The sequence below is a fragment of the Ensifer sp. MJa1 genome (assembly GCF_037026475.1).
In the GTDB taxonomy this organism is placed as follows: domain Bacteria; phylum Pseudomonadota; class Alphaproteobacteria; order Rhizobiales; family Rhizobiaceae; genus Ensifer.
The window spans coordinates 351,963-370,675 of the sequence record NZ_JAKUMO010000002.1; the positions used below are offsets into that span (position 1 = coordinate 351,963).

The following is an 18,713-nucleotide window of genomic DNA, read 5'->3' on the forward strand; positions in this document are numbered from 1 at the left end:
CTCAAAGCTCCTTGCGGATGTCGACGACGCGCAGGATGGCTGCGACCATCAGCAGCACGACGATCAAAAGCACCACGGCATTGGCGGCGGCGGCCGGATACTGCAGCAGCGACATCTGGTTCTTCATCATCAAAGCAACGGAGGCGCTCTGGCCACCGGACATGACCTGCACCGTCGAAAAGTCGGCCATGACGAGGGTGACGACGAAGATCGAGCCGATGGCGATGCCAGGCTTGGCAAGCGGCAGGATGACGTTCCAGAGGATCTGCCCGCCGGAGGCGCCGCAATCGCGCGCCGCCTCGATCAGCGAGCGGTCGATGCGCATCAGCGTGTTGAAGATCGGCGTCACCATGAACAGCGTGTTGAGATGGACCATGGCAAGCACCACGGCGAAATCGGAATAGAGCAGCCACTCGATCGGTTGCGGGATGAGCCCGAGCTCGAGCAGGGTCGAGTTGACGAGCCCGTTGCGGCCGAGCACCGGGATCCAGGAGATCATCCGGATGATGTTCGACGTCAGGAACGGCACGGTGCAGACGAGGAACAGCACCATCTGCATGGTGGTGGTGCGGACATGGAAGGCGAGGAAATAGGCGACCCAGAAACCGATCGCGAGCGTCAGCGCCCAGACGAGCACGGTGAACTTCAGCGTATTGAGATAGGTCTTCCAGGTCACCCAGGAGCCGAGGGTATCGGTGTAGTTCATCGTCAGGAAGTCCGGGTAGAGCCCGGCGAAATCGTAGTCCCAGAAACTGACGACGATGATGGTCAGGATCGGCAGCACGAAGAAGAAGCCGAGGATCAGGGTGAGTGGCAGCGCCTGGATGTAGGAGGCGAGGGCGCGCGGAATTCCGCGGCGGCGCGGTGCCGTCGCTGTACCGATCTCTCCAGTCCGCGAAGTCGCAATTGTCGCCATTGTTGATCCTCTCTCACTTTCTTGGGAGGGCAGCGCCTCATCCGCACGGTGAGGGATCGCCCCTCATCCGCCTGCCGGCACCTTCTCCCCGCAGGCGGGGAGAAGGGAGGTGTGGCGCGGTCTGCGCCTCCAGGCATCATCCATGCGCGCACCTGGCTTTTTGCACCTGCACCTTCGGCCGGCCTTGTGGCACGTCCCCCCTCCCCGCAGGCGGGGAGAGGGTTAGGGTGAGGGGCCGGCCGGCGCCAGAGACGGACGCCAAGCGCGACCGACTACGCCGCGATGAACTCGTTCCAGCGCTTGATCATGTAGCGGTCCTCGTCCATCACCGAGTTCCAGCAGGCAACCTTGCCCATGCGCTCGTCGAACGAGCCGCCATCGCGTACCGCACCCGCTTTCTCCATGATCTTGCCTTCCGGCGAGAGGATGTCGCCCTTGGCGGGCTTGCCTTCCACCCAGAAGCCCCACTCGTCCTCGGACATGAAGCCCTTGGCGGTCTCCATCGCGGCGGAATAGTAGCCCTGGCGGTTGAGGTAGGCGCCGACCCAGCCCGACAGGTACCAGTTGATGTATTCGTAGGCGGCGTCGAGCTGGGCGCCCTGAAGATGCGCAGCGAGACCGAGACCGCCGCCCCAGGCGCGATAACCTTCCTTCAAGGGCTGGTACTTGCAGGCGATGCCCTTGGAGCGCACGGCAGCGACGGCCGGCGACCACATCGACTGGATGACGACTTCGCCAGACGCCATCAGGTTGACGCTTTCGTCGAAGGACTTCCAGAAGGCGCGGAACTGGCCGTCCTGCTTGGCCTTGATCAGGAAGTCGATCGTCTTGTCGATCTCGTCCGTGGTCATGTTGCCCTTGTCGGCATATTTGATGTTGCCCATGGCCTCCATGATCATCGCCGCATCCATGATGCCGATCGAGGGGATGTTGAGGATCGCCGTCTTGCCCTTGAACGCCGGGTCCATGATGTCGGCCCAGGTGGAGATCTCGCGGCCGACGAGGTCCGGGCGGATGCCGAGCGTATCGGCGTTGTAGATCGTCGGGATCAGGGTCATCCAGTCGGTCGGCGACTTGGCGAAGGTCTTTGAATCCTGCGCGTCGACGAAGCCGACGGTGTGCGGTGCCGTGCCTTGGGCAACGACGCTTTCGGGCTTCAGCTTGCCGTCGATGAACAGCGGCACGATCTTGTCGAAATACTTGATCTTCTTCACGTCCATCGGCTGCATCACGCCGGCCGGGAAGACCTTCTTGGCGATCCAGTATTCGATGTCGGCGATGTCGTAGGAATCGGGCTGGGTCACTGCGCGCTGGGCGGCGGCGTCGGAATCGGTCGCCGTCATCTCGAGTGTGATGCCGAGGTCTTCCTTGCACTTCTCGGCGATCGCATTGATGTTGGAAACGCCGGTGCCGAACTGGCGCAGCGTGATCGGGTTCTGCGCCCAGATGGTCGGGAAGCCGGTGATCACGCCGGAGCCGGCGATAGCGCCGACGGCGGCAGCACCGGTCTTCAAGAGCGAACGGCGTGTGAGGCCGCTCGAGGGTTTCTCGGTCTTTGTTTCAGTCGTCATGGCAGTTCCCCTTCTTGTGATGGTTGATTAGCTCATGCGGAGAGGCGGCCGAGGGGGACGACGTCCTCCAGGGTCCAACTCAGGGACACCGCGTCGCCGACAGAGACCGGTTGCCTGAAATAGTCGGCGTCGCTGACGATCACCGTGAAGTCGTCGCTGCCGGCGCCGATGGCGGTGAGTTTGACGGAGGCGCCGCGATATTCGATGTTGGAGACCACCGCCTTAAAGCCGAGGCCCTTGTCACCCGATGTTCCGAGCCGCACGCGATCGGTGCGGATGCCGATGTCGATCGGCCGGCCGATCTCCTGACCGATGTCGCGCACCGAGAACGTCTGGCCTTCCATCGTCTCTATCTCGACAATGTCGTCGCTGATCGCCCGGACTTTTCCGGAGAGAACGTTGTGGTCGCCCATGAAGCGCGCGACGAAGGCGGTTGACGGCCGTTCGAACACGGTGCGGGGTGCTGCCGCCTGTTCGATCCGGCCGTTGTTCATGATGACGATGAGATCGGCGAGCGCCATCGCCTCTTCCTGGCTGTGCGTGACATGCACGAAGGTAATGCCGAGCGACGTCTGCAGCTTCTTCAGTTCAGCGCGCATGCGGATCTTCAGGAACGGGTCGAGCGCCGAGAGCGGTTCGTCGAGCAGCAGCGCTTCCGGCTCCGTGATCAGCGCGCGCGCCAGCGCCACGCGCTGCTGCTGGCCGCCCGAGAGCTGGGCCGGACGCCTGGTGCCATAGGCTTCCATCTGCATCAGCTTGAGCATGTCGAGCGCCTTGGCGCGTCTGATGTCACGGTCGACACCCTTCATCTTCAGGCTGAAGGCGACGTTGTCGATGAGGTCGAGATGCGGGAACAGCGCATAGGACTGGAACATCATCGCCGTGCTGCGCTTGGCCGGCGGAAAATCGGTGACGACGACATTGCCGAGCCTCAGATCCCCGGATGAGATGCTTTCATGGCCGGCAATCATGCGCAGCGTCGACGTCTTGCCGCAGCCGGAGGGCCCGAGGAGGCAGCAGTAACTGCCGGCGGGGATTTTCAGGCTGATCGAGTGTACGGCCGTTGTTGCGCCGTACATCTTGGAAACGGATACGATATCGATCTCTGCGGCTTTCGACATGAGGCGTTCTCCTTGCAGCAAAAGAGAAGCATCAATCGTGCCAATTCCGTTTGGCGTGCCTAAGGCTATGTTTTAGCGTGAAAATGTCCGTTTCGACTATCGCTTTCGGCGGCACGCGTTTCGGAGCGACTGCTCATGAATTGAGCTCTTCGTCGTCAATATGCGCAATTTATTGTATACAATAGTGTGAAATTTTGGGCACAAGGGCCGCACAGACCTCTGCGGACAGAGGCTTGCACGGATTTTGCGAACGGACAGGTCCTGTGAAAGTGAAGTTTTGATGGAGAAACTGAAAATCAGCTGAGAACGGTTGTTACCAAACTGACATGCCAACTCCCTAAAGACTGCGGCCAACCGCAACGGAGGGGAGAGAAGCCCCTCCGATGAGCACGCTTGAAGCCATCGTCGGAGGCCCGTTTTCCATGAAGATCGTCCAGATCAGCGACACCCACCTCAGCCCCGCCAAAAGCCATTTCAACGGCAATTGGGAACCGGTTCGCGCCTGGATCGAGGAGGTAGCGCCCGACCTCGTCATCCACACCGGCGACGTCACGATCGATGGCGCCGACCACGAGGACGACATCACCTTTTCGCTCGGCCTGATCAACCAGCTTTCGGTGCCGGTCCTGATCGTGCCCGGCAATCACGACGTCGGCCATCTGCCGGGTTCGCATCAGCCGGTCGACCCGGCACGGCTTGCCCGTTGGCGCGGCCTTGCCGGCCCGGACTACTGGGTCTCCGACCATGGCGACTGGCGCCTGATCGGCCTCAACAGCCTGCTCATCGGCTTCGAGGACGAGGAAGAGGAAAAGCAGTTCGGCTGGCTGGAAGAGCAGTTGCAGGGCCGCGACGGGCGCAAGGTTGCCGTCTTCGCCCATAAGCCGCTGTTCGTCGATGGCCCCAACGAAGGCGACACCGGCTATTGGGGCATTGGCCCGAGCCAGCGCCAGCGTCTTTTCAATCTGTTTGCCACTGCGGACGTGGTGCTGCATGCAAGCGGCCACCTGCATTGGGCCTGGACCGGCGAACATGCCGGAATGTCGCTCGTCTGGGCGCCACCGACGTCCTTTATCATCGACACGCTGGAGCGGCCGATGCCGGGCGAGCGCCTGGTCGGCGCCGTCGTGCATGACTTCAGCGACGCTGGCGTCGACAGCGAGATCGTCGCCGTTCCGGAGCTCGTCAACCACGTGCTCGATCCGATCGTCGAGCAGGTCTATCCGCTGGCGGCCAAGAAGAAGCAGACCCAAGTGGAGGCGGCGCAATGAGCGTGCTTTCACTTCGCGGCGTCACCAAGTCCTATGGCGGCAACGCCATCCTCAAGGGCGTCAGCCTGGAAGCAGAAGCGGGCGAGTTCATCGCGCTCGTCGGGCCCTCCGGCTGCGGCAAGAGCACGCTGTTGCGCATCGTTGCCGGACTCGATCACGGCGATACCGGCGAAATCGTCATCGGCGGCCGCAGCGTCGCACGCACGGCGGCCGCCGATCGCAACGTCGCAATGGTCTTCCAGTCCTATGCCCTCTATCCGCATCTGACGGCGGGCCAGAACATCGCCGTGCCGCTTGCCATGCGGCGGTTGACGGCGGCGCAGCGCCTGCCCGTCATCGGCAATCTTCTGCCGGGGCAAAAGCAGATCCGCACTGACATCCAGCGCCAGGTCAAGGACATGGCGCTGGCCCTGAAGATCGATCATCTGCTCGACCGCAAGCCGGGCCAGATGTCCGGCGGCCAGCGCCAGCGCGTGGCGCTGGCCCGTGCCATGGTGCGCCGTCCGGCAGTCTTCCTGATGGACGAGCCGCTTTCCAATCTCGACGCCAACCTGCGGGTCCACGCCCGCGGCGAGATCGTCGATCTACATCGCCGCGCCGGCGTGCCGACGCTCTACGTCACCCACGACCAGTCGGAGGCGCTGTCGATGGCAGACCGGGTAGCGGTGATGATTGGCGGCAATCTGTTGCAATTGGCGGGCCCGAAGGAGATCTACGACGACCCCTCCCACATCGAGGTTGCCCGTTTCCTCGGCCAGCCGAAGATCAACGTGCTTGCGACCCGCACCGATGCGGCCGGCATCGTCCGTTTCGGCGATCTCGTGCTGCTGGCGGAACGGGGGCAGGCCCCGGATGCAGACGTACAGCTCGCGGTTCGCCCGGAATTCGTCCGCTTCCATGCGGTGAGCGCAAGCCGCCTGACGGCACGCATCGAGCGCATGGAATTCCTCGGCTCGGAGGTGATCTTGCACGCCCGCCTCGACGCGATCGGCGAGATCATGACCTCGAAATCGACCCCCTCCGAGGCCGCCTCGCTCAGCCTCGGCCAGCCGGTCGAGGTCGAGATCATGCCCGAGCGTGCGATGCTCTTCGACCGGGAAGGCGCACGCCTCCAGGCCGGGCCGGTTGCGATTGCCCCCACGTTGGAGAAGATCCATGGCTAGCGTCGCGACCTTCGAAACCGCGATCGCAGAGCCTGCGGTTCGCGAGGCCCGTATCGCCTGGTTGCTGGCGCTGCCGGCAATCGCTCTGCTTTTCCTCTTCATCCTCTTGCCGACGCTGGCGGTGATCGTGCTCGGTTTCACCGACTACGAACTCGGCTACGGCAGCTTCCGCTTCGTTGGCTTCGAGAACTATGCCGAGCTCTTTTCTGACCGCACCTTCCGCCGCTCGCTCTGGAACACCGCCGTCTACACGGTGATTGTGACGCCGGTCTCGATCGTGCTGGCGCTGGCGATCGCCATGCTGATCGAGGCTGAAACCAAGGGCAGGGCCTTCTTCCGCACGGTCTATTTCCTGCCGGTTGCCTCGCTGCTCGTGGCCATGGCAACCGTCTGGCAGTTCCTCTTCCATCCGACAATCGGCCCGATCAATACCTTCCTCGCGCTCTTCGGCATAACCGGCCCCAACTGGCTCGGCGCCTCCGGCACGGTGCTTTACGGGCTGTCGATCATCGGCATCTGGCAGTCGGTCGGCTTCAACATGGTGCTGTTTCTCGCCGGCCTCACCGCCATCCCGCGTGAACTCTATGCGGCGGCCGAGGTCGATGGAGCGAAATCCTGGCTCGACCGTTTCCGGCTGGTAACCTGGCCGATGCTCGGGCCGACGACGCTGTTTGTCACCACCATCAGCATCATCAATTCGGTGAAGGTGTTCGAGACGGTGAAGACGCTGACCGAGGGCGGTCCGAACAAGGCATCGGAAGTGCTGCTTTTCACCATCTACCAGGAAGGCTTCGTCTACCTGCGCGTCGGTTACGCCTCGGCGATGACCGTCGTCTTCCTCGCGATCCTCGTCGTCCTGATGTTCCTGCAGTATCGCGTGCTTGACCGGAAGGTGCATTACGCATGACCAACGCTCTCTCCGTCGCCCGCATCATCCGTCTCGCGGTGCTTTCGTTTGGCGCGCTCCTCTTCCTTGCGCCCTACATCTTCATGATCTCGACCGCCGGCAAGCCGCAGAGCGAGATCTTCACCTCGTCGCTGTCGCTGATCCCTCAGCAGTGGTCCTACATCGAGAACTTTTCCAAGGCGCTGTCGCGGGTATCGATGACGACGCTGCTCTTCAACGGCGTCGTCGTCTGCGCGCTGATCTTCGCCATCCAGATCGTCGTCGCCATCCCCTGCGCCTATGCCATGGCGAAGCTGAAGTTCCGTGCCGCCCGCACCATGATGGTTCTCGTCATGCTCGGCCTGCTGGTCCCGATCCATGCGACGGCGCTGCCCATTTACGTGGCCTTCGACAAGCTTTCGGTGCTGAACAGCTACACAGCACTCGTGGCGCCGTTCTCGATCTCGGTTTTTGCGATCTTCCTGTTCCTGCAGTTCTTCCGCGCCATGCCCGACGACCTGATCCACGCGGCAAGGCTCGACGGTATGTCGGAAGCCGGCATCGTCGCCCGCGTCATCGTGCCGAACGCCTGGCCGGCGATCACGGCCTTTGCGATCTTCTCGGTGGTTGCCCACTGGAACGATCTCTTCTGGCCGCTGATCGTCGTCACCAACCAGGACTATGCCACCCCGCCGCTCGGTCTGCTCTATTTCCGCGCCGCAGAAGCCGGCGACGACTACGGCGCACTGATGGCGGCCACCCTCATCATCACCCTTCCCCTCGTGACCGCATTTCTGCTGGCGCAGAAGCGCTTCGTCGAGGGCATCACCATGACCGGTCTCAAAGGCTGAACGGTCCAACCTGGAGCGCAACCCATGAAACATCTGAGACAGCTTTTCACCGCGGCTGCCGCATCGCTGATGCTTGCCGCACCCGCTTATGCCGAGACCCAGCTTACGGTCCACTATCCGATGCCGGGCTTCTTCAAGGACGTGATGGACACGATCTCGAAGAAGTTCATGGAAGAAAATCCCGACATCAAGATCACCTTCGCCAACCCGTCGGCGACCTATGAGGAAGGCATCCAGACGATCATGCGTCAGGCCGGAACCGCCGAGATGCCCGATCTCACCTTCATCGGCCTCAACCGCCTGCGCATGGTCAACGAACGCGACATCCCTGTCGATCTCGGCCCGTTCATTGCCAAAGACGGCAACATGGCCGAGCAGGGCTTTTCCGAAAACATCCTGAAGCTCGCCCAGGTGGGCGGCAAGCAGGTGGGCCTCGCCTTCGCCACCTCCAACCCGATCATGTATTACAACGCCGATCTGGTGCGCAAAGCCGGCGGCGATCCGGAAAACCCGCCAAAGACCTGGGATGAGGTCATCGCGCTCGGGGCGAAGATCAAGGCGCTCGGCGACGGCAACGAAGGCATCGACTTCCGCTGGCAGGGTGACGACTGGATGTTCTCGGCCCTGCTTTTCGGCGCCGGTGGCGACATGCTGAGTGCGGACGAAAGCAAGGTGACCTTCAATGGCCCCGAGGGCCAGAAGGTCGTCGAGGTGCTCGACCGCATGGTCAAGGAAGGCGGCCTGCCGGTTCTGACCAAGCAGGCCGGCGAGCAGGCCTTCGTCGCCGGCAAGATCGGCTTTGCCTTCCAGACGACCGGCGCGCTGCGCAACACCATCAAGAATGTCGGTGACAAGTTCGACCTGCGCACCGCCCATATCCCGTTGATCGATCCTGAAAGCGGCAAGCTGCCGACCGGCGGCAATGCCGTCGTCATCTTGACCCGCGATGCTGAAAAGCAGGAAGCCGCCTGGAAGTTCGCGAAATTCGCCGCCGGTCCCTATGGCGCCTCGGTCGTCGTTCCGGGCACCGGCTACGTGCCGAACAACGAGCTTGCCGCCAAGTCGCCGGAGTATCTCGCCAACTTCTACAAGGAAAACCCGCTGTTTCGTGCCGGTCTCGAGCAGATGCCGCGCATGCGCCCCTGGTATGCCTTCCCGGGCGGCAACGGCGTGAAGGTGACGCAGACGATCGTCGAGAACCTGTCGCGCATCGTCGAGCAGACGGCCACCCCGAAGGAAGCTCTGGACGAGGCTGCCGCCGAAGTCGAAAGCCTGCTGCCGCGCAGCTGACTTTCCGATCCCGTTCATGGTGATCACCGATGCCGCCCCGGAGGCAACTCCGCGGGCGGCGTTTCCACGCCGGACAGTTCGGGCAAACGGGACGGGGTCAGTTCGCGACCACGCGGCCTCAAAGGGCTAGAGACGCCGCACGGTCCCGCCGGGGTAAAGCCGGGATTCGAGGATCAGATGACGGCAACCCGATGCATTCTCGGCCATGTCGAGCAAAAGGGCGGCGGCAGCGAGCCCCATGTCGCCATCGGGCATCGAGATCGTCGTGAGCGTCGGGCTCATCAGCCGGCCAAGCGCAATGCCGTCGAAACCGGCGACCGAGACGTCGTTGGGCACGGCAAGCTCCTCGCGGCGTAGCGCCGCAATCACTCCAAGCGCAAGCAGGTCGTTGGAGGCGATGATCGCCGTCGGTCGATGGACTGCGATGACGGTACCGAGATCGAGATTTTCATAGCCGTCGACGAAGGGGATCTCGACGGCCTCCATCGGCGTGACGCCGGCGTCCTGCATGGCTGCCATGTAACCCTCATAGCGCAGGCGCGCCCGGTCGGACGAATGGAAGTGGCCCGACACGACGACGATGCGGCGATGGCCATTTGCCAGAATATGGCGCGTCAGTTCGTATCCTGCGCGATAGTTGTCGACCGTGACGGCAGCGGCAAAGCGGGCGACTGGCCGGTTGTTCAAAAGCACGGTCGGCGGCAGTGCCGCCGAAAGCGCCTCGCTGGTGCGGGCGTCGCAGAGCGTCAGGATAAGGCCGGTCGGGCGTTGTTCAAGCAGCGAGCGCACGGCGCGGGCTTCGAACTGAGGGTCGTAGTTGGACTGGGCGATCAGCACGCCGTGGCTTGCCGCCTGCAGCCGGTGCTGGATGCCGGCAAGCGAGGCTGCAAAAACCGGGTTGGTGACGCTTGGCACCAGCACGCCGACCACTGGCTGGCTACGGCTCGCGGCGCGGCCCGCAGCAGGCGGTGGTCGGTAACCGAGTTCGGCGGCGGCCCGGCGCACGCGCCGCACCATCTCGTCGCTGACCGGGCCTTCGCCGTTCAGCACACGCGAGACGGTCGCCAGTGAGCAGCCGGCATGAAAGGCGATCTGTTGAAGGGTAGCCATGGAGGCCCTCTAGCCGATCCCCGTGACAGGAGATTGAAGCAATTTATCGCCAATCCGATTGGTAGGCATGAATTATTATTCATGCGATGAATTATATTGACACCAGCTGAGTCCGCCGCTTTAATCGTGACTGTCGGAAGTCGAGGAGGAGTTCCGGCGAACTCATACATTCAGCGGCCGCAGTCAGGCGGCCCATCGGTTTTTTGGGAGGGGCTTCGGCCTCGAGGAGGACGCGTGCGCAAATTTCTCAGCACGACCGCTCTGGCGGTCATTGCAGCTTCATTCTGGGCTGGCTCGGCCAGCGCCGAAACGGCGAACCCGTTTCGCTGCCAGCCCGGCGAAAAATACGTCATGAACGTCATGGTCTCGGGCGTCGAATACTGGTTCCCGGTCTATGAGATGTTCAAGCAGGCCGGCCAGCAGTTCGGCTGCGAGACCGAATATACCGGCACGCCGGAATATGACGTCAACAAGCAGATCGCCACCTTTGACCAGGCGCTCGCCCAGAACCCGGCCGGCATCCTGGTGCATCCGATGAACTCCGATCCGTTCATCGAGCCGATCAACCGGGCGATCGATCAGGGCACGGCGGTCGTGACCTTCGCGGCGGACTCGCCGCTGTCGAAGCGCGTCTCCTTCATCACCTCGGACAATTCGCGCGAGGGTACCTATGCCGCCGACGCGATCGCCGAGAAGATGGGCGGCAAGGGTGAATATGCCGTGCTCGAAAACCCGGGCCAGGACAATCACGACAAGCGCATCACCGCCTTCGTCAACCGCATGGGGGAAAAGTGGCCTGAGATGAAGCTAGTCGGCCGCGCCGCCTCCAACCAGGATCCGAACAAGGCCTATCAGGGCCTGATGAGCATCATCCAGGCCAATCCGAACCTCGGCGCCGTCTTCATGCCGGAAGCCAACTCCGCAATCGGTGCTGCCCAGGCGAGCAAGGAAAGCGGCGGCAAGGTGCTGGTCATGTGCGCCGACGTCAACGCCAACATCCTTGACATGATCAAGGCCGGCGAGGTCTTCGGCTCGATCAACCCGAACCAGGGCATGCAGGGCTATATGGGCTTCATGCTGCTTTGGCTCGCCACGCATCCGGAGCTGATCGACCCGATGAACGACGCGAGGCGCTCGGGCTTCAACCCGATGAGCATCCCCGTCGTCGACAATGGCCTTTCCATTGTGACCGCCGAAAATGCTGATGACTTCTACTGGGACAAGTACCTGAAGCGTCGTGGTACCAAGGGGATCGACGAGTAAGGATGCGACTTGGCTGCCCGGTGTGTGTCGGGCAGCCAGTGATGCGGGTGGAGGACGGCATGGCAGCACAACCGGTTCTGGAGGTCCGGCGCGTCACCAAGCATTTCGGTGCGGTGAAGGCGTTGACCGAGGTGGACTTTCAGCTTGAACGGGGAGAAATCCACGCGCTCTGCGGTGAAAACGGCGCGGGCAAATCCACGCTGATGAACATCATTGCCGGCGTGCTGCAGCCGAACGACGGCGAGGTGCTGGTCGACGGCGCGGCTGTCAAAATCGGTTCGCCGGCGATCGCCCAGACACTCGGCATCGGTCTCGTCCACCAGGAAATCGCGCTCTGCCCGGATGCGACGGTGGCGGAAAACATGTTCATGGCCGCCACCAACCGCCGCCGCTCGCCGCTGATGAACTACGGCGCGCTGGAGCGGGAAGCTCAAGGTGTGATGAACCGGCTGGCGCCGATCGACGTGCGCCGCAAGGTCGCCGACCTCGCCATTTCCAGCCAGCAGCTCGTCGAGATCGCCAAGGCGCTGACGCTCGACTGCCGCGTTCTGATCCTTGACGAGCCGACCGCGGCGCTGACGGAAGCGGAAGCGCAGGCGCTGTTCGGCATTATCCGCGACCTCAAGGCCGCGGGCATCTCCATCATCTACATCAGCCATCGCATGGCAGAGATCTTTTCGCTCTGCGACCGCGTGACGGTGTTCCGCGACGGTCGCCATGTGGTGACCGAAAAGATCGCCGACGTGACGCCCGACGAAGTCGTGCGACGTATGGTTGGCCGCGAGATCAACCAGCTTTATCCGCCGAAGCAGGCGCCGGAAGCGCGCTCGGGCGAGACCATTCTTTCGGTGCGCAGCTTGAGTGACGACGACCGCATCGACGCCGTTTCCTTCGATCTGAAGCGCGGTGAAATCCTCGGAATCGGCGGCCTGATCGGCTCGGGCCGCACCGAGATCGCCGAAGCGATCTGCGGTCTCAGGGGCAAGTCGAAGGGCGAGATTGCGCTGCGCGGAAAGGTCCAGCGCATCGGCAACTACCGCGATGCCGTCGATGCCGGCATCGTCTACCTCTCGGAGGATCGCAAGGGGTCCGGCGTGTTCGTCGACCTCTCGATCGCCCAGAATATTTCCGTGCTCGACCTGAAGACGCTGACCGGGCGGCTCGGACTATTGAATTCCAGGGCGGAAGCCGATCTTGCCCGCGATTTCGTTCGCCGGCTCGGCGTGCGCATGGGCGGCATCGACATGCCGGTCTCGTCGCTTTCGGGCGGCAATCAGCAGAAGGTGGCGATCGCCAAGCAGCTGGCCGTCCGGCCGCAGGTGATCCTGATGGACGAGCCGACGCGCGGCATCGATGTCGGCGCCAAGTCCGAAATCCACCGGCTGCTGCGCGAGCTGGCAGAAACCGGTATCGGCATCGTGGTGATCTCGTCGGAACTGCCGGAACTGCTCGGGCTCTGCGACCGGGTGCTGGTCGTGCGGGAAGGGGCGATCGCCGGTGAACTTAACGACAGTGACATGAGCGAGGAGGCGGTGATCCGCCTGGCGTCCGGCGTGACGCCGGCGGACGGGGCTGGCCGGACGGTCGATCATGTCGTCTGAAAGAACAGAAAGAGCCGGGGAGGCGGAAATGGTTGTGGATACGATGGTTGCAACCGGGAGGCAGGCGCCGGCCTGGAAACGCATCGGCACGATGCGCGAGGCGGGGCTGATCGCGATCATCCTGGCGCTTGGCATCGTCATGAGTTTTGCCTCGCCGCATTTTCTCACCTTCGGCAACATGCGCGCCATGCTGATGAGCTTCTCGGTCGAAGGCATCGTCGTCGTCGGCATGACGATCCTGTTGATCGTCGGCGGCATCGACCTTGCGGTCGGCTCGGTCGTCTGCTTCGCCATGGTGCTGGCCGGCTCGCTGTTCCTCGCCGGCGTCGATCCCTGGACGGCCTCGCTGGTCGGCATCCTCGCCAGCAGCCTGATCGGCATGATCATGGGCTTCTTCGTCACCGTCGTCGGGCTCAACCATTTCATCACGTCGCTGGCGGCCATGGTGATCGTGCGTGGCCTTTGCCTCGTCATCACCAAGGGCACGCCGCTGTCGCTCTTCACGCTGCCGGCGTCCTTCAAGGCGGTGGGGCAGGGCACCTTCCACGGCGTCCCCTATGTCATCCTGATCTTCGTTGCCGTTGTCATTCTGTTTGACTTCCTGCTGCGCCGCGCGACCGCCTTCCGCAAGGTGTTTTATACCGGCAGCAACGAGAAGGCGGCGCTCTACTCGGGCATAAAGACCAAGCAGGTGAAGTTCTGGGTGACGGTGCTCTGCTCGACGCTCGCCGGTGTCGCCGGCGTCATCTACATGTCGCGCTTCGGCGCGGCGACACCGACCTTCGGTGTCGGCATGGAGCTCAACATCATCGCGGCGGCCGTCATCGGCGGCGCCTCGCTCAACGGCGGCTCCGGCACGATCCTCGGCGCCATTCTCGGGATCGCGCTGCTTTCGGTCGTCACCAGTTCGCTCATCTTGCTCGACGTGTCCGTCTATTGGCAGGACATGATCAAGGGGTGCATTCTGCTTGCCGCTGTTTCCATCGACCACTTGCTACACAAGCGGAAGGCCGTCTGACCATGCCGATTGCCAAACCCACCTTGTCCCCGGTTTCCAGCGCACGCGAAGAGCTTGTCGTCGCAAGGCAGATGCACCAGGCCCTGGTCCTGCATTTCCTCGAAGGGCTGACCCAGTCGCAGATCGCCGATCGGCTCGGCATCTCGCAGCCGACGGTCAACCGGCTGATCAAGCGCGGCCGCCAGCTCGGCCTGGTTGAGATCAAGATCAAGTCGCCGATCGAGCCATTGGTCGACATGGAAGAGCAGTTGCTGGCGATCGGCGGCATCCGCCGCGCGATCGTCGTGCCGACGGTTTCAGACAACCAGCAGACGGCATTGCAGGCGGTCGGCGAAGCGGCGGCCCGGCTGCTCATCGAAGAGATCGGCGACGGCGACACCATCTGCATCACCGGCGGCAAGGGCGTCAGCGCCGTCGTCGCCGGCCTGCAGGCGCCGCGCCGCTTCGATGTCGAAGTGATCCCGGCGACCGGCTGCGTGCAGGGCAAGCACTATACCGACGTCAACCACGTTTCGACATTGATGGCCGATCGGCTCGGTGGCCGCTCCTTTCAGATCCACGCGCCGCTCTTTGCCGATAGTGCTGCCGAACGGGCGATGCTGATCAACATGCGCTCGGTCGCCGATGTCTTCCAAAGGGCGCGAGAGGCCAAGGTGGCAGTCGTCGGCATCGGTTCGATCCTGTCGGACGACTCCAGTTACTACGACCTGCACCCATCCTCGAGCACCGACCGGGCAGCGATCGAACGCTCGGGCGCAAGCTGCGAACTGCTCGCCCACCTGCTCGATGAGAAGGGTCAGGTCTGCGACTACAGCCTCAACCGGTCGCTGGTGTCGCTGACACTTGAGGAATTCGCCTCGATCCCGACGAAGATCGGGGTGGCGAGCGGGCCGAACAAGGCTGGACCGATCCTCAGCGTCATGCGGGGGCACCACCTCGACACGCTGGTGACGGACGAGGCGACCGGCGAGCGGGTGCTCGCCATGGCAAGTGAAAAGGGACTTCTGGCATGAGCGGGGATCAATTGACGCGGGAGATCGGCCGATCGGGCGTGAAGGCTTCGGCTGTCGGGCTCGGCACCTGGGCGATCGGCGGCTGGATGTGGGGCGGCACCGACGAGAAGGAATCGATCGCCGCGATCCAGGCCTCGCTCGACGCCGGCGTGACGCTGATCGACACGGCGCCGGCCTATGGCCTCGGACGCTCCGAAGAGATCGTCGGCAAGGCGCTTGCCGGGCGGCGCGACAAGGCGGTCATCGCCACCAAATGCGGGCTCGTCTGGCACACGGACAAGGGACGGCACTTCTTCGACCAGGACGGCAGGCCGGTGCATCGCTACCTCGGCCGCGATGCCATCCATCATGAGATCGAGCAGAGCCTGAAGCGGCTCGGCACCGACTATATCGACCTCTACATCACCCATTGGCAGGATCCGACGACGCCGATCGAGGAGACGGTTGCAGCGCTCGAAGAGCTGCGCCGGGCCGGCAAGATCCGGGCGATCGGCGCCAGCAATGTCGGCCGTGGCGAACTGGAAGAGTACATTGCCATTGGCGGGCTAGACGCGATCCAGGAACGCTTCAGCATGATCGACCGCGAGATCGAGGCGGATCTATTGCCGCAGACGCGTCGCAACGGCGTGGCGACGCTCAGCTATTCCTCGCTGGCGCTCGGGCTTTTGTCCGGCGGCATCGGCCCGGAGCGGGTATTCTCCGGTGACGACCAGCGGCGCGACAACCCGCGCTTCTCCGTCGGCAACCGCGAGAAGGTTGCGGCCTTTGCCAAGACGATCCGGCCGATCGCCGAAAAACATGGCGCGACGATTGCTGAGATCGTCATCGCCTGGACGCTTGCCCAGGAGGGCGTGACCTTTGCCCTTTGTGGCGCGCGCAATGCGGCCCAGGCGCTCGACAATGCAAGGGCGGGGACGATCCGGCTCGACGAACACGACCTTAAGGGGATCGACGCGGCGATCGCGGCGAAACTCGTCAACATGGACAGCTAACGGACTGCCATCATGAACCGTGAAGAGATTTTCAACGGGCTCGCGGAGAGCCCGAAGGTGGACGTGTGCGTCCTCGGCGGCGGCATCAACGGCCTCAGCGTCTTTCGCGAACTGGCGCTGCAGGGGGTGAACGTGCTGCTCGTCGACAAGCACGACTACTGTTCGGGCGCGAGTGCGGCACTCTCGCGCATGGTGCATGGCGGCCTGCGTTATCTCGAAAACGGCGAGTTCAGCCTGGTCAGGGAATCGCTGGTCGAGCGCGACCGGCTGCTGAAGAACGCGCCGCACTACGTGGCGCCGTTGCCGACGACGGTGCCGATTTTTGACCTGTTTTCGGGGCTTGCCAACGGCGCTGTTCGCTTCCTTGGTCTGACGCGCCGTCCGAGCCGCCGTGGCGCCGTGGCGGTCAAGATGGGCCTCGGCATCTATGACTTCCTGACGCGCAAACGCGCGCTGATGCCACGCCATGCCTTTCGCGGTCGTCGGGCCACGCTCTCCCGTTGGCCGGCGCTCAACCCTCAGATCAAGAGTTCTGCCACCTACTATGACGCTTGGGTCAGCCAGCCGGAACGCCTCGGCGTCGAGCTTCTGAAGGACGGGCTTGCCGCAGGCGCGCACGCCCTTGCCCTCAACTATTCAGACGTCACGCGCGTCGCGCCTGGACGGTACGAACTGAAAGACCAGGTGACGGGCGCCGTTGCCGAGATCGAGCCCACGCTCATCGTCAACGCCACCGGTGGCTGGATCGACATCGCCAATGGCGCGCTGTTTCCCCGGGCGCCGAAGCCGGCGCCGCTGATGGGCGGCACCAAGGGATCTCACCTCATCATCGACAATGCGGCGCTGATGCAGGCACTCGACGGCCACATGATCTATTACGAGAACGAGGATGGCCGCATCTGCATCCTCTTTCCCTATCTCGGCAAGGTGCTCGTGGGCTCCACCGATATCCGCGTCGACGACCCCGAGACGGTGCGCTGCGAACCGGACGAGCGCGACTACATCCTGCAGTCGCTCGCCTTCGTGTTGCCGGATATCCGGATCCGGCCAGAGGAGATCGTCTTTCAGTTCTCGGGCGTGCGACCGCTGCCGGCAAGCGAGGACAGCTTTACCGGCCGCATTCCGCGCGATCATTTCTGCACCTTCGTGGAGGGGGGCGAGAATGAGTCGCCGGTACTGTGCATGATCGGCGGCAAGTGGACGACGTTTCGTTCCTTCGGCGAACTGGCGGCCGATCTCGCCCTCAATCGCCTCGGCCGGCCGCGCCTGGTGTCGACCGGCGACCGCGCCATCGGTGGCGGGCAACATTTTCCTTCGGACCGCCAGGCATGGATCCACGACGTCGCAGCCGCGACCGGTCTTTCGAGGGGGCGCATGCACACGCTTTTCTCGCGTTACGGCACCCACGCGTCGCTGATGGCCGATTTCATCGCCGCCGGCCCCGACGAGGTCTTGCCCCATCCCGGCTACTCGACGCGCGAACTGCGGTTCCTGATCCGCAACGAAGCCGTCGAACATCTCGACGATCTGCTCTTGCGTCGTACCACGCTCGCGATCACAGGCGAACTGTCGCTCGATATGGCCGATGCGGTGTTGGCCCTGCTCGCGGTCGAGAGGCACTGGCAGCCGGCCCGCGTCGCCGCAGAGCGTAAGCGTTTTCTTACCATCCTTGCCGAACGCCACGGCGTCGACGAGGAAACCCTTTCCGCACGGAACGAACAAAGGAGTGCACTATGCGAAACAACAGCAAGGTCCGGATGAACCGTCTCTTCGGTGGTGGACGTTGCCTCGATGTCGCGATCGATCACGGCGTTTGCAACGAACCGTCCTTCCTGAACGGTCTCGAAGACATGTCATCCGTAGTCAAGGCACTGGTCGCCGCCGGTCCGGACGCGATCCAGATGAACTACGGCCAGGCGGATCTGTTGCAGGACCTGCCCGGCAAGGACAAGCCGGCGCTCGTCATGCGCCTCGACATGGGCAACCCGTACAATCGCATCCGCCACCGGCACATGTGGGCGATGCTGCAGAACGAGGCCGAACCGCTGATCGGCGCTTTGGCGATGGACGCGGCCTGCGTCGTCGTCAATCTCTTCATGCTGCCGGACGAGCCCGATCTCTTCCGCCAATGCGTCGCCAATATCTCGCGGGTGCGGGCCGATTGCGACAAGTACGGCATGCCGCTGATGATCGAGCCCCTGGTGATGCAGCCTGTCACCGAGCATGGCGGCTACATGGTCGATGGCGATGCCGAGAAGATCGTGACCCTGACCCGACTGGCGCGCGAGATGGGCGCCGATATCGTCAAGGCGGACCCGACAACGAACGCGGAGGATTTCCACAGGGTTGTCGAAGCGGCGCGTTGCCCGGTTCTCGTGCGTGGCGGCGGCAAGGAGGATCTGCGCAATGTTTTCGACAAATCGGCGGCCTTGATGCGCCAGGGCGCAATGGGCATGGTCTATGGCCGCAACATCTACCAGCATGCCAATCCGAGCGCCGTTGTGCGCGGCCTGATGGCGATCATCCACGAGGATGCCGGCGGCGAGGAAGCCTACGCGCTTTACCAGCGCGGTTGAGCATGGCTGGATTGGCGTCGCGCCTCAAGGCGCGATGTCGCTTATGACAGGGTGGAGCGCGACGCCGTCGAGGA

16 protein-coding genes are annotated in these 18,713 nt (G+C 63.3%); 12 read left to right on the forward strand and 4 right to left on the reverse strand.

Translation table 11 applies throughout. The annotated features are described in order from the left end of the window. Nucleotide 1: 1 nt before the first annotated feature. From MKZ91_RS04375 to MKZ91_RS04385, 3 genes are all read right to left on the reverse strand, one after another. Nucleotides 2–916: an ABC transporter permease gene (locus MKZ91_RS04375; protein ID WP_336168333.1), complete on the reverse strand. Its 915-nt coding sequence runs from the start codon at nt 914–916 to the stop codon at nt 2–4. Between the two features lie 272 nt (nt 917–1,188). Beyond that, a complete protein-coding gene (locus tag MKZ91_RS04380; protein WP_336168334.1) occupies nt 1,189–2,487 on the reverse strand; it encodes an ABC transporter substrate-binding protein in 1,299 nt (432 codons plus the stop codon). A gap of 32 nt (nt 2,488–2,519) precedes the next feature. Continuing rightward, complete coding sequence (locus tag MKZ91_RS04385) at nt 2,520–3,608, reverse strand: ABC transporter ATP-binding protein (RefSeq protein WP_336168335.1); 1,089 nt, start codon at nt 3,606–3,608, stop codon at nt 2,520–2,522. A gap of 422 nt (nt 3,609–4,030) precedes the next feature. On the opposite strand from MKZ91_RS04385, the gene MKZ91_RS04390 reads away from it, so the two are divergent. From MKZ91_RS04390 to MKZ91_RS04410, 5 genes are read left to right on the forward strand one after another with little or no spacing between them, the layout of a single operon-like run. Next, nucleotides 4,031–4,876 (forward strand): metallophosphoesterase family protein, encoded by an 846-nt coding sequence (locus MKZ91_RS04390; RefSeq protein ID WP_336168599.1) that lies wholly within the window; start codon nt 4,031–4,033, stop codon nt 4,874–4,876. Continuing rightward, nucleotides 4,873–6,039, forward strand: coding sequence for an ABC transporter ATP-binding protein (locus MKZ91_RS04395; RefSeq protein ID WP_336168337.1), 1,167 nt, complete (start codon nt 4,873–4,875; stop codon nt 6,037–6,039). Before MKZ91_RS04390 ends, MKZ91_RS04395 begins: the two co-directional genes overlap by 4 nt. Next, nucleotides 6,032–6,946 (forward strand): carbohydrate ABC transporter permease, encoded by a 915-nt coding sequence (locus tag MKZ91_RS04400; protein WP_336168339.1) that lies wholly within the window; start codon nt 6,032–6,034, stop codon nt 6,944–6,946. Before MKZ91_RS04395 ends, MKZ91_RS04400 begins: the two co-directional genes overlap by 8 nt. Next, a complete protein-coding gene (locus tag MKZ91_RS04405) occupies nt 6,943–7,776 on the forward strand; it encodes a carbohydrate ABC transporter permease (RefSeq protein ID WP_336168341.1) in 834 nt (277 codons plus the stop codon). The genes MKZ91_RS04400 and MKZ91_RS04405 overlap by 4 nt, the downstream gene beginning before the upstream one ends. A gap of 24 nt (nt 7,777–7,800) precedes the next feature. Next, a complete protein-coding gene (locus tag MKZ91_RS04410) occupies nt 7,801–9,066 on the forward strand; it encodes an ABC transporter substrate-binding protein (protein ID WP_336168342.1) in 1,266 nt (421 codons plus the stop codon). Nucleotides 9,067–9,192: 126 nt separating this feature from the next. Here MKZ91_RS04410 and MKZ91_RS04415 read toward each other — a convergent pair whose 3' ends face one another. Next, on the reverse strand, nt 9,193–10,176 hold the full coding sequence (locus tag MKZ91_RS04415) for a LacI family DNA-binding transcriptional regulator (protein ID WP_336168343.1): 984 nt from the start codon (nt 10,174–10,176) through the stop codon (nt 9,193–9,195). A gap of 234 nt (nt 10,177–10,410) precedes the next feature. On the opposite strand from MKZ91_RS04415, the gene MKZ91_RS04420 reads away from it, so the two are divergent. The 7 genes from MKZ91_RS04420 to MKZ91_RS04450 are packed head-to-tail and all read left to right on the forward strand — an operon-like array spanning nt 10,411 to nt 18,639. Then, nucleotides 10,411–11,439, forward strand: coding sequence for a substrate-binding domain-containing protein (locus MKZ91_RS04420; RefSeq protein ID WP_336168346.1), 1,029 nt, complete (start codon nt 10,411–10,413; stop codon nt 11,437–11,439). Between the two features lie 59 nt (nt 11,440–11,498). Beyond that, nucleotides 11,499–13,040: a sugar ABC transporter ATP-binding protein gene (locus MKZ91_RS04425; protein WP_336168348.1), complete on the forward strand. Its 1,542-nt coding sequence runs from the start codon at nt 11,499–11,501 to the stop codon at nt 13,038–13,040. A gap of 28 nt (nt 13,041–13,068) precedes the next feature. After that, nucleotides 13,069–14,058 (forward strand): ABC transporter permease, encoded by a 990-nt coding sequence (locus MKZ91_RS04430; protein WP_336168350.1) that lies wholly within the window; start codon nt 13,069–13,071, stop codon nt 14,056–14,058. A gap of 2 nt (nt 14,059–14,060) precedes the next feature. After that, nucleotides 14,061–15,071, forward strand: a complete 1,011-nt coding sequence (locus MKZ91_RS04435) for a sugar-binding transcriptional regulator (RefSeq protein ID WP_336168352.1) — start codon at nt 14,061–14,063, stop codon at nt 15,069–15,071. Continuing rightward, nucleotides 15,068–16,063: an aldo/keto reductase gene (locus MKZ91_RS04440; protein ID WP_336168354.1), complete on the forward strand. Its 996-nt coding sequence runs from the start codon at nt 15,068–15,070 to the stop codon at nt 16,061–16,063. The genes MKZ91_RS04435 and MKZ91_RS04440 overlap by 4 nt, the downstream gene beginning before the upstream one ends. Nucleotides 16,064–16,075: 12 nt before the next feature. After that, nucleotides 16,076–17,824 (forward strand): glycerol-3-phosphate dehydrogenase/oxidase, encoded by a 1,749-nt coding sequence (locus MKZ91_RS04445; protein ID WP_336168356.1) that lies wholly within the window; start codon nt 16,076–16,078, stop codon nt 17,822–17,824. Continuing rightward, complete coding sequence (locus MKZ91_RS04450; RefSeq protein ID WP_336168358.1) at nt 17,797–18,639, forward strand: class I fructose-bisphosphate aldolase; 843 nt, start codon at nt 17,797–17,799, stop codon at nt 18,637–18,639. The genes MKZ91_RS04445 and MKZ91_RS04450 overlap by 28 nt, the downstream gene beginning before the upstream one ends. Nucleotides 18,640–18,713: the final 74 nt, after the last annotated feature.